10 protein-coding genes are annotated in these 12,284 nt (G+C 47.2%); 2 read left to right on the top strand and 8 right to left on the bottom strand.

Annotated elements, in window-relative coordinates; all coding sequences use genetic code 11:
• Positions 1-4 precede the first annotated feature (4 nt).
• The 3 genes from BLQ13_RS21010 to BLQ13_RS21020 all read right to left on the bottom strand — a co-directional run bounded on the left by BLQ13_RS21010 (position 5) and on the right by BLQ13_RS21020 (position 5,999).
• Positions 5-1,894: a bifunctional homocysteine S-methyltransferase/methylenetetrahydrofolate reductase gene (locus BLQ13_RS21010; protein ID WP_090923646.1), complete on the bottom strand. Its 1,890-nt coding sequence runs from the start codon at positions 1,892-1,894 to the stop codon at positions 5-7.
• Positions 1,895-2,130: 236 nt separating this feature from the next.
• A complete protein-coding gene (gene dapF, locus BLQ13_RS21015) occupies positions 2,131-2,964 on the bottom strand; it encodes a diaminopimelate epimerase (RefSeq protein WP_090923647.1) in 834 nt (277 codons plus the stop codon).
• Between the two features lie 176 nt (positions 2,965-3,140).
• On the bottom strand, positions 3,141-5,999 hold the full coding sequence (locus BLQ13_RS21020; RefSeq protein ID WP_090923648.1) for a calcium-translocating P-type ATPase, SERCA-type: 2,859 nt from the start codon (positions 5,997-5,999) through the stop codon (positions 3,141-3,143).
• 348 nt (positions 6,000-6,347) lie between these two features.
• Between BLQ13_RS21020 and BLQ13_RS21025 the strand changes: the two genes are divergently transcribed.
• Positions 6,348-8,153, top strand: a complete 1,806-nt coding sequence (locus tag BLQ13_RS21025; RefSeq protein WP_090923649.1) for an Rqc2 family fibronectin-binding protein — start codon at positions 6,348-6,350, stop codon at positions 8,151-8,153.
• Positions 8,154-8,361: 208 nt separating this feature from the next.
• On the top strand, positions 8,362-8,805 hold the full coding sequence (locus tag BLQ13_RS21030; protein WP_090923650.1) for a GNAT family N-acetyltransferase: 444 nt from the start codon (positions 8,362-8,364) through the stop codon (positions 8,803-8,805).
• Between the two features lie 22 nt (positions 8,806-8,827).
• Here BLQ13_RS21030 and BLQ13_RS21035 read toward each other — a convergent pair whose 3' ends face one another.
• The 5 genes from BLQ13_RS21035 to BLQ13_RS21055 all read right to left on the bottom strand — a co-directional run bounded on the left by BLQ13_RS21035 (position 8,828) and on the right by BLQ13_RS21055 (position 12,203).
• On the bottom strand, positions 8,828-9,691 hold the full coding sequence (locus BLQ13_RS21035; RefSeq protein ID WP_090923651.1) for a PHP domain-containing protein: 864 nt from the start codon (positions 9,689-9,691) through the stop codon (positions 8,828-8,830).
• Between the two features lie 49 nt (positions 9,692-9,740).
• On the bottom strand, positions 9,741-10,652 hold the full coding sequence (locus BLQ13_RS21040; protein ID WP_090923652.1) for a selenium metabolism-associated LysR family transcriptional regulator: 912 nt from the start codon (positions 10,650-10,652) through the stop codon (positions 9,741-9,743).
• Positions 10,653-10,806: 154 nt separating this feature from the next.
• Positions 10,807-11,244, bottom strand: a complete 438-nt coding sequence (locus BLQ13_RS21045) for a hypothetical protein (protein WP_090923653.1) — start codon at positions 11,242-11,244, stop codon at positions 10,807-10,809.
• Positions 11,245-11,408: 164 nt separating this feature from the next.
• Positions 11,409-11,672: a YlbG family protein gene (locus BLQ13_RS21050; protein ID WP_090923781.1), complete on the bottom strand. Its 264-nt coding sequence runs from the start codon at positions 11,670-11,672 to the stop codon at positions 11,409-11,411.
• Positions 11,673-11,765: 93 nt separating this feature from the next.
• Positions 11,766-12,203, bottom strand: a complete 438-nt coding sequence (locus tag BLQ13_RS21055) for a YlbF/YmcA family competence regulator (protein ID WP_090923654.1) — start codon at positions 12,201-12,203, stop codon at positions 11,766-11,768.
• Between the last annotated feature and the right edge of the window lie 81 nt (positions 12,204-12,284).

Below are 12,284 nucleotides of genomic sequence, written 5' to 3' on the forward strand. Positions count from 1 at the left end.
TTTACTATTGTAATTGATTATTAGGGTTGAAACAAGTAGGACATTGATGCTCCGATTTCTCCCAGACGTATTGAGTCAGTTCTGCCGTCATGCCATAGAACATAAACGGAGTCATCAGATAGATGCCCTTGAAGTGCTCTGTAGCTACATCCAGTAGCTCTTTTGCAATCGTCACTCCCATGGCACGCCCCTCTTCACCTTCCAGTCCTGCCATCCGTGAACGCACTTCATCGGAAAGCTGGATACCTGGAACCTCATTGTGCAGATACTCTGCGTTTCGGCCGCTTGCGAGTGGCATAATACCGATGAAAATAGGAATGTCCAGATGTTTGGTTGCCTCACGCATCGCCACGATCAATTCCGGATCATACACCGGCTGAGTCATAATATAGTCTGCCCCGGAGGCAATTTTCTTCTCAAGCCTTTGTACCGCTTTGTCCAGATGTTTCACGTTCGGGTTGAAGGCCGCTCCAATAACAAAGCCGGCTTTCTGTTTCAACGGTTTACCCGAAAAGGCTACACCATCATTCAGTTGTTTAATCATTCTTATGATTTCAAACGATGTCAAATCGTACACGGAGCTTGAACCAGGCAAGTCACCAAACCTTGCAGGGTCGCCCGTAACGGCAAGCACATGGTTAATGCCGAGTGCATCGAATCCCATCATATGGGATTGAGTTCCGATCAAGTTACGGTCACGGCAGGCGATATGCACAAGTGCACGAAGTCCTGTGCGATCCTGCACCAGATGTCCGAGTGCCATATTACTCATACGTGTTACAGCAAGGGAGTTGTCAGCAAGCGTAAGGGCATCCGCTCCTGCCGCTTTCAGTGTTTCGGCACCCTTCATAAACTTGGCAATATCCAGATCACGCGGGGGATCGAGCTCTACAATGACCGTGTGGCGTTGTTTGACCAGATCAACAATGGTTGGCTGGCCCCCTCGTCCTGCGCGTTCATCCACATTCTCATGAAGTACAATGCGTGACGTAATCTCGGCAGGATAAGGTTCAGCAATCGGCTGAGGTACGTAATCCGCAAGCGCTTCTTTAATCGCAGTGATGTGATCCGGCGTTGTACCGCAGCAACCGCCGATAATACGTGCACCAAGATCAGCAAACTGTATTGCAGTCTGACCAAAGTACTCTGGTGTTGCACCGTAACGGAACTGACCATCCACATAGTCCGCCGCACCCGCATTCGGATATACGGACATCGGAACACCGATACGTCCAGAAACGGTTTCCATCGCACGCATGATCCCGTTCGGACCAGACCTGCAATTGAAACCGATGACGTCAGCCCCCTGTTCGCGCATGATACGAAATGCTTCAGGCATCGTGTAACCGTCCAGCGTATGGCCTACATCCTCTACCGCGAATTGTCCAATCACAGGCAGGTCGCTCAGCTTGCGGGCCTGCAAAAGAGCGATATCCATCTCTTCGATATCATAGAACGTTTCAAGCAAGATGCCATCTACGCCTTCGTCTAGTAACGCAAAAATCTGCTGTTGATAGAAGCGTTTCAATTCACTAGTAGACACATTTGTCCGTTTGCCGCCGCGAATCGAACCTACTGCACCCAGAACGTAGCCCTCTGCCCCTGCCACTTCTTTCGCGATGCGTACGCCCGCACGGTTCACATCCTCCACTTTGGACTCTAGCCCAAATTTAGACAACTTGTCAAAGTTAGCCGAGTACGTATTGGTCTCGAATATATCCGTGCCTGCATCACGATAGCGACGATGCACATCAGCCACAACTTCAGGTGAAATCAAGTTCAACTCTTCATAAGATATCCCTACCGGAAATCCCATTTGATATAGAAATGTCCCCATGGCCCCATCCCCAACAAGAACACGTTGCTTCATCGCTGTACGTAAATCTGCCTTCATCCCGTTTCCCCCCGCCTGACTGTGATCGTTTTCATACTAATGTAACACAAAAAATGCTTAAAAACGAAGAAAAACACAGGTATTTACTGTATGTCCGACTCCAGTGGACATTCCTGCGAAATATCTGCTGAATTCGTCCTTGATGACCGGACAGCATGTAACTTCTTGTCTAATTTGGATAAAAAAAGAGGCCCTGCAGGCCTCTTCCGTGTAACCCTCTACTTTTTTTCAAGAAACTATGAAGTAAATCCTTTGAAAACAACTTCGGCTGGTCCCGTCATATAGACGTGGTTATCCGCCTCGTTCCACTCAATGTTCAGATCCCCGCCTTTAAGGCTAATTACAGCAGTACGATCTGTATGACCATTCAGTACAGAGGATACCAGCGTTGCACAAGCGCCTGTTCCGCAAGCCAGTGTCGGACCAGCGCCACGCTCCCATACACGCATGTCTACATATCCGCGGTCGCGTACCGTTGCGAATTCAACATTAATTTTTTTCGGGAACATCGGGTGAACCTCAAGCAATGGCCCCCATGTTGTCAGATCAAAATTCACCGCATCATCGACATAGATGACCGCGTGAGGGTTGCCCATAGACACCGCTGTGAATTTGAATGCATGTCCATTCGCTTCAATGTTGTGATTGACCACCGGATTCGCATCCACTGTGGTAGGTACTTGAAGACCATCCAGAATCGGCTCGCCCATGTCTACCCGTACGGTCTCTACCTTGCCATCCCGGATATTAAGAGTTACAGGTTGAACCCCTGCACCAATCGTTTCAATCGTAATTTGCTCGCGATCAACATGCCCATGGTCATATACATACTTGGACACACAACGGATCGCGTTGCCGCATTGCTCCGCTTCAGAACCGTCCGAGTTCATGATGCGCATCTGAAAATCCGCCTTCTCCGAAGGCAGTATATAAACCAGACCATCTGCTCCGATACCGAAGAACCGATTGCACCATTTTACCGCAAGTTCAGCCGCATCTGCTGGAAGCTGTTTTTCACCAAATACAACGATAAAGTCGTTGCCTAGTCCGTGCATTTTCGTAAATTCCATATCTTGCCCACTCCTTTTGGCAGTCTTCCGCCAAAGCTTTATAGTTTATTTATAGCTAATCTTCATATCATGCGCACAAAGCATACAAAAAAAGCTATCCTGCAAAATATCAAAGCTTTCGCTTTGAATCATTTTGAGGATAGCATATCGAAACGAGATATTAAAAGCTATTGATTTTATGCTGAAAACTTTGTACTTTTCGGTACGAAGCGTCCAGGACCGCCCATGCGGCGACGATTCCGGCGACCACCCCAGACACTGCCAGCCCCCATAAGGAATGTTGGAATGCCTGCGGCTACGATACAGATAGCCCATTCTCGCAGACCGAGAGGTACCGTTTTGAAGATGGGTTGCAACGGCTCCACATACATTACCACCAGCATCAGCACAACCGATGAGATAACAGCCAGAACGAGATATTTATTCTGCAACGGATTGCGGTGGAAGATCGAACGGGAACTTCGGCAGTCAAACACATGAATCAACTGGGCGAGCACCAATGTAGCAAAAGCGACGGACTGAGCTTTGAGTAGCTGACCAGGATGATCCGGTGCGGCCTGAAGTGTCAACCAGAAGGCACCGAGCGTACATAGTCCGATCAATACACCGCGACTAATGATTTTCCAGCCCAGCCTGCGTGCAAAAATATTTTCCTTTGCGCCGCGAGGTTTGTGCTCCATCAAATCTTTTTCCGCCTGATCCACCCCGAGCGCCATCGCTGGCAAACCATCGGTCACCAGGTTTACCCATAGAATCTGGATTGGCACGAGTGGCAACGGCAAGCCCATCATCATGGCAAAGAACATCGTTAAAATCTCGCCGACATTCGAAGCCAGCAAATAACGGATAAACTTGCGAATGTTCTCATAGATGTTACGCCCTTCTTCAATAGCCGCCACAATGGTGGAGAAATTATCATCACTCAAAATGAGAGATGAAGCTTCCTTCGTCACATCCGTTCCCGTGATGCCCATGGCAATCCCGATATCCGCAGCCTTGATCGCAGGCGCATCGTTGACGCCGTCCCCAGTCATCGCGACAACGTGTCCTTTGCGCTGCAACGATTTGACGATACGCAATTTGTGCTCAGGCGAGACTCTGGAGAACACATAGATATCATTGACCGTTTTATCCAATTGTTCATCCGTCATGCCTGCCAGTTGCTGCCCGCTTAACGATGCTCCTCCGCGCGGGAGAATACCCAGCTGATGAGCGATCGCTTCCGCTGTTGTTCCATGATCTCCCGTGATCATCACTGTCCGGATGCCCGCTTTGCGGCATGTCGCAATGGCATCACGAACTTCACGGCGAGGTGGATCGATCATGCCAGCAAGCCCAACAAATACAAGCTGGCTTTCAGCTGCATGCTCGTCAGCCACATGTTCCTTCGGCTTGACTTCACGATAGGCCATACCAAGAACTCGCAGAGCGTTACCAGCCATACTTTCGTTGGCAGCCATCACTTTCTGGCGCAGTGTGCCGGTGAACGGAACCACCTTGCCTTCCCACAAAATGTAACTGCAATGCTCAATCAGTACATCAGGCGCTCCTTTGGTATACACCATACGCCCACCTTGATGTTTGATCATAACAGACATCCGTTTTCGCTCGGAGTCGAACGGGAATTCCTGCTCTCGATCGTATAATTCCTTGAGTCCTGCAGGAGTAAGACCCATTTTAGAAGCCATGGCTACCAGTGCACCCTCTGTCGGGTCCCCTTTTAACTCCCAGAGCACTTGGTTAGCACTAACTTGCTCCTCCTCCTGCTGGCCGTTCTTCCGGCCTTTCTTGCTCTCTTTTTTGGACTCTTTACTCTTTTTCTTGCTGGCTGGATCGTTTACAATCGTCTCGACAATACTGGCATTGTTACAAAGTGCACTGATCTGTAGCATTCTTCGTAAGGACTGGTCATTTTTCAGGTCGAGTATTCGATCATTTTCCAACATATGACCTTCTGGTGCATAACCGTCTCCAGTCACCTTAATGCTGCGCCCTTCAAGCCACACGTTCGTTACCGTCATTTTGTTCTGTGTCAGTGTACCTGTCTTATCCGAGCAGATCACCGACGCGCAACCTAACGTTTCTACAGATGGCAGCTTACGTACGATGGCCTTACGTTTGATCATCCGCTGTACACCTAACGCCAGCGCAATCGTAACGATAGCCGGCAATCCTTCCGGTATGGCTGCCACGGCGAGACTGACACCTGCCAGGAACATGCCTACTGCGGGTTGTCCATGAAGGATACCTGCGACTACGACCATCACCGTTAATCCAAGTGCAACAAAGATCAGAATTTTGCCTAACTGCTCGAGTCTGTGCTGTAGCGGAGTCTCCTGCTCCTCCGTATTTTGGATCAGATCAGCGATTTTCCCCATCTCGGTGTCCATCCCCGTCCGAATGACAACCCCCTTGGCTGTACCGCGTGTGACCATAGTGCCCATAAAACCGATGTTTTTTTGATCCCCTAAAGGAACATCGTCACTAGCTATAGGTCTGCAATGTTTGCTGACAGGCACGGATTCTCCGGTGAGTGCCGACTCCTCTACATCGAGGCTGTTGGTTTCCAGCCAGCGCACATCCGCAGGAATGCGGTCACCACTTTCCACCATGATAACATCTCCCGGTACCAATTGTTTGGCCGCAAGATGTACCTCCTGTCCCGACCTGAGTACTTTGGCGGCAGGAGCCGACAACTGCTTCAGTGCCCGAAGAGAACGTTCTGCCCGGAACTCCTGTACAAATCCCAAAATAGCATTCAATACAATAATTGCCACAATCGTTACTGCATCCAGATACTCTCCAAGTAAACCGGATACCAGCGTCGCTCCCATGAGAACTAACACCATGAAGTCCTTAAACTGATTCAGCAACAGGGTGATCGGGGATATTCGCTGTCCTTCACTCAGTTCATTTGAACCAGCAATCTTCCGTTTCTCTGCTGCCGCTTCGTCCGTCAACCCTTCCTGCGGGCTCACGCCGAGAGTTTCACGAAGCTCTTCGTCGTTTAGTTGGTGCCACTTGGTATGTTCCATGCTCCAAAATTCCCTCCCAATCCTATTTCATCTGCAATGCAAGCTCACATGTTTCACCGGCATGCTGCTAGGGCAGGCTGTACACTATGCCGGACAAACTACCTGCTCTATATGTATTCGGACAGGTCCGTGAATAGCACCCGGAAGCTGAATCCTTTCCCTCATGGGCAGAATAAGCTAAAATAAAGGTCTGCGTAGATTACTGCTCAACTCCGTTATTTGGAACAATGCAGTCAGCCATCGTTATAACAAATGTTATTACATATGCTGCGGTTGCCTGTGAGCCGTTATAGATGAGGCATTCTGTATGAATTCATTCGGATGCCAGATAGAGAGGAAGTGGACAATATGGCACTTGACGGTATTGTAACCCGAGCCATCGTACATGAGCTGCAAGGCTGTATCGGAGGACGTATTAGCAAAATTCATCAGCCTAACGGCCATGATGTGGTGCTTACCCTGCGCGCTCAGCGCGGTAACAGCAAACTGCTTGTGTCGGCAAGCCCGACATATCCGCGTGTACATTTTACAGAGAAAACATTTTTGAATCCGACAGAGGCACCGATGTTTTGCATGCTGATGCGGAAACACTGCGAAGGGGCTATCATTGAGAATATCCGTCAGATTGGAATGGAACGGATCATTCATATCGATGTACGTCAGCGGGACGAGCTTGGCGATGTTTCGGCCAAACGTATCATCATTGAACTGATGGGACGTCACAGTAACATCATTTTGCTTGATCCTGCGACGGATGCGATATTGGACGGGATTCACCATGTCACACCATCCATCAGTAGTTATCGTGTGGTTATGCCTGGTTTTTCCTATACTGCACCGCCAGAGCAACATAAAAGCAATCCGTTAGAGGTATCCCAAAACGAGTTTGAGCAGAAGATTGCTACTGCAGCAAATGTAGATGCAGACGAAAATGAAGCTGGATCACAAACGGACACAACTAAAACGGTTATAGAAACAAAAGCAGACGCCTCACGCTGGCTCGTCAATGCTTTTAGTGGGATGAGTCCGCTGATTGCAGGTGAGATTGCAACGCGAACAGGTTCCGATTCAGATCGCATGGAGGCAGGAGCTCTTTGGACTGCTTTTGAATCAGTCATCGAATCTGTCAAAGAACACCAGTACACCCCTGTAACAGGGCTGAACGCCAAAGGCAAAATGATCTTTTCCGCTATTCGACTAGAGAGCATTCAGGATCAGGAAAAAACGTACAATACGATGAGCAAATGTATGGAGGATTACTACGGGGACAAGGCCGAGCGAGATACCGTTAAACAAAGAGTAAGCGATCTGCTCCGGTTCCTGCAGAATGAGCGTAGCAAAAACATTAAAAAGCTCGATAATCTTAACAAAGACTTGCTTGAAGCCGACGATGCGGACAAGTACAGACTATGGGGCGAGTTGTTATTCGCATCCCTGCACTTGGTCAACAAGGGTGATAAGAGTGTAGAGCTGATTAACTTCTACGATGAAGATCAGGGCAACATTACGATTCAGCTTGATCCACTGCTCACACCTTCTGATAATGCTCAGCGTTACTTCAAACGTTATAACAAATATAAAAACAGTCTGGCTGTCATTCACGAGCAACTTGGTAAAACCAAGGATGAAATCGCCTATCTGGATAATCTGCTTCAGCAGCTCTCCATCGCCTCCATGAACGATATCGAAGAAATTCGAGACGAACTTGTACAGCAAGGTTATCTGCGTGATCGGAACAAAAAAGGCAAGAAAAAGAAGAAAAATGATCGTCCAACTGTGCATCAGTTCACTTCATCAGAGGGAATTGACATTCTGGTCGGCAAAAACAATCTACAGAACGAGTATGTGACCAATCGTCTGGCATCAGCTAATGATACTTGGCTGCATACGAAGGACATTCCGGGTTCCCATGTCGTTATTCGCAGCACTGATTTTGGTGAAGCTACGCTGGAGGAAGCCGCTCAACTCGCCGCTTATTTCAGCCAAGCGAAGGAATCAAGCAGTGTGCCTGTGGATTACACGTATATCCGTCACGTTCGCAAACCAAGTGGTGCAAAACCCGGATTTGTCATATACGACCATCAGAAAACTCTGTTTGTAACACCAAACGATGAATTAATTAAAAGCTTACCATCCACGATAAAAAATGGATAAGCTACCACTTATCTTATAGGATAAGATGTAACGATAACCAAAAAATCTCCTGCCAGCTAAGGCCGAGGGGATTTTTTTTGGTTATCATATATGTTTAGAAGAGTAACACATGTCACTCCATTTCTTAATTCCAATTGCATATTTATTCACTATTACGTATAATAACGCCGTATTAACTCAATGAATACATAAAAGAAGGATGTGTACTATGCCGATTCATATCAGAGAAACTCGCTCGGAAGATCTGAAACAACTGACAGCATTGATGCATGACTACGTCGTAGGTTTCTACAATAATCCGTGGCCAGGTGACCAAGCAATCGAACTTTTGATTAACAACCTGCTGGAGCAGCAGATCGGCACTCAATTTGTAGCAGAAGAGGACGGAAAGTTGATTGGATTCGCTACATTGTTTTTCACGTACAGTACGATGAAAGCGGAGCGTGTAACGATTATGAATGACCTTTTTGTCACGGAAGCATTCAGAGAAGGAGAAACCGAAGCCAATTTATTCGCATGCTGTCAGCAATATACGCATGAACATGGATGTGCATATATGTCCTGGATTACAGCCGTGACTAACGAGCGTGCGCAACAATTATTCGATCGGCTTGGAGCTAAACGTGGCGATTGGGTTAACTATTCAATTTAAAGATAAAGACATCCTAATGATGTTACCTCTTGCTGTGTGCAGCCGCCTGCAGTCTTTCGAGCACATCAAAAGGTACCGTCTTGCTACCCAGATCTCCATGAAAAACAACGCCTTGTCGTTCGCCATGGTAATCTGATCCGCCGGTCACTATAAGATTATATGCTTTAGCCATCTCTGCATATCTACGTTCCTCTTCCGGGCCATGGTCTGAATGAAAGACTTCAATGCCATCCGGAAGGGATTCTGTGATAATACGGCGTACTAATTCATCATCATTATAAAGACCTGGATGTGCGATTACCGCAGCACCTCCCGCTGCTCTAATCCACTCACAAGCATCCTTAGGCGTAACTCGCGGTACAGATACGAAGCCAGGCTTGCCTTCAGCAAGATATCGATTAAATGCATCTCGCATGTCGGTAGCGTATCCCTTTTTCACCAATACATCAGCCATATGAGGTCTACCAATACTCTCATCTGGCGCTAACGGTCGTCCGAGTCCATCCAGTACTTCCTGCCAGCTTATATCCAATCCTAGTTGCTGGAGCTTGCCAATAATCAGATGATTCCGTTCCTCCCGCGCTTCTCTCAATCCGCGCAACCGTTGCAGAAATAACTCATCCTCCGTATTCACGTAATAACCGAGCACATGAATATCTTTACCACCAGCCCGCGTGCTGATTTCGACTCCAGCTATAACATCGATACCGTACTCTTTTCCCGCTTGCTTCGCTTCGGCTACACCTGCTACCGTATCATGATCCGTTAAGGCTACCGCAGCCAGTCCTCTCTGTTTTGCAAGCTTCACATTATCAGCCGGTGGTTGCATCCCATCTGAAGCCTGACTATGCGTATGAAGATCACAGCGTCCTTGATGCTGATCCATTGGCTCCCATTCCTTTCTGATTGAAATTAATTTTACAGCCCTTTCATCCTTAAACCCGTTCTCCCTGCTCGTGCTCCTGTTGACGCAAATACCCCAAAAAGGCAACAGCCGACAAGGGCAACAAAGACGACTTAAGATGAATGGCATAAAACTGCCGTTTGAATTCAAGACCGCGAATATCCACAATATGTACAAGCCCCAGTGCCAGCTCATGCTGCACGGACGAAGGAGACAACATCGTAATGCCCACGCCAGCCTCTACAGCCGATTTGACCGCACCTGTACTCCCAAGCTCCATAACCACATTCATGTCACTCGGATCTATTTTTTTCTTTTGCAGTTGACCTTCCATCACTTGGCGAGTACCTGAACCTTCCTCACGTAGCACAAAAGGGTAGTTCATTACCTCTTCCAAGTTTACTTTTCCCCGTCCTGCCAGATCATGCCCTGCTGGTACAATCAGTTTCAGTTCGTCCTGCATCACAGGTTCGACGATCATATCCGGATGATTTACCGGTGCTTCAATTAATCCAAAATTCAACTGGTGCTTCAAAATCTCATCCATGATCTGGGTGGTATTCATCACTTTCATCACAATCGAGATATCGGGATACTGCTTTGCAAAAGGCCCAAGCATACGTGGCAAAACATATTCACCAATGGTCAGGCTTGCTCCAAGCTGTAATCTTCCCTGCAATTTCTGTGTAAAAGCAGACATGGCTTCATCTGTCTGACGAACCAGTTCCACACTTCGCTTGGCGTGAGGCAGTAACGTCCTTCCTGCCTCCGACAATTCTATTTTTTTGGTGGAACGATGCAACAGTTTAGTCCCAAAATAATCCTCCAGCGATTGAATCTGCATCGTCACGGCCGGTTGAGTCATATGTAACGCCTGCGCAGCTGCGGAAAAACTCCCCTTTTCCGCTACCGTATAAAAAATGTGCAACTGATGAAAATTCATATCTTCGCCCCTCTTCTATTACACTTACTATATTGTATCCGATTTCCAGTCTGGCAACAAAAAAAAGCATGCAGCTTGTCTGCATGCGTTGGTACAAATGATTCTTCACTTCTCATCCATAAATTTTTATGATTGCAATCTCAAATCTGTTTCATCATCTATGCTTCCGGCTATTTTTGACCAGCGTCATTCTTCTGGAATGCCTCAGCCAAGAATAATATGACTTCAGATCTCTCAGTTCAATCGTCTCCGACATACGTCCCAAAAACGTCACTACAATCATTTTGTGCAGCGGATTGCCTGTAATGTCATATTCTCCTTCAAGCTCGGAAAACTCAGCAACCACCACCAGATCATCGTCAATCAGATAAACATCCTGCTCATTGCGGTAATATGGCGTTACCCTGTCCTGCTTCAGACACTCCCATAACCAAGCCGCAATATGGTCATCATCACTACGTGCAGGCTCAATACGGTCTGCATACCGCATCTTTGCATGATGGGTAATGACGATGTCAGCCACTTTCTTGTCTCCGAGAGCCACAAAAAACGGCTCGTAGGTGCTCCAACGTTGCATCACCTTATCACGCATGGGAATCACTCTCCACCAGATAGGACTTTCTATCTATTTATTACCCAATATATTACAACATTAGTCCCGTAACAACAAGGCGTAAGTGTAACTTTTTTTCGCAAAAATCTATTTATGCTTATTTTAGAAAAGAGCGACCCAGTGGGTCCCTCCTATGTTTCCTGCTATACTCCGTAAAAACTTGTTTTGTCCGCCGTTTTGCTAGCATACTCGGTTTTAATCTCGTTTCGATAGGAGCGCTCGATTTTGCGCACATAGGAAAGCCGCTTTACGTTTTTCATCGTATCGTCAGCCCGTTCTGCATTAACATACATGACAACATAATGCATACGGCGGGAGATATAATGCACGGTACCATATTTTTCGAGATTGCGGGCCGCTTTCAAATCACTGACCCAAATAATAAATCCTGTTCTTTCCGCAAACACCATCGTTCCCCGCCCTTCTATAAATGGAGACCGGCCCTCGAAAGGCCCGGTCTGTTCAAATTCTAAAAAACTATAATGTAACGGTCTTCAAGTTTAACTGCATCCACATTTGCCGCCGCTACCACAGCCGCCTTTAGGATTAGGATCGTTGCTTGGCACTTTAATCGTGCTCGATACAGCAAAAGCAATGGTTTCGGACATCTGAAACAGCATCTCATCCAAAGCTTGCTCAGCCTGTTTGAAACGAGCTACAGCTTCAAAAGATTCCAGTTCCTTCTCGATCGCTTTCACCTGATCCTTCGCTGCATGAAAGTCAGGATGAAAATGGCCAAAACGCTGTGTTTCTTCAAAAAGCTCTTTCTTGGCATTTAATCTGCGGATGCCCTCTTGAATCTCAGAACTTGTTTCGACTTGCTGCTTCCAATATAAATAATCCGATACTTCGGCAGATTGGTTAATCATGTCGCCCAGTTCATATGCGCCCGTTAACACTTGGGCCATATCGACCGTGTTTATTTCCGCTACGCTCATGAATTATTCATCCTATCTATATATAAAGTTCTACTTAACGTAGACTTCTTCATCATAGCATATCCATGAAAGGTTAAGAAG

The organism is Paenibacillus polysaccharolyticus, from assembly GCF_900102085.1.
GTDB classification, from domain to species: Bacteria; Bacillota; Bacilli; order Paenibacillales; family Paenibacillaceae; genus Paenibacillus; species Paenibacillus polysaccharolyticus.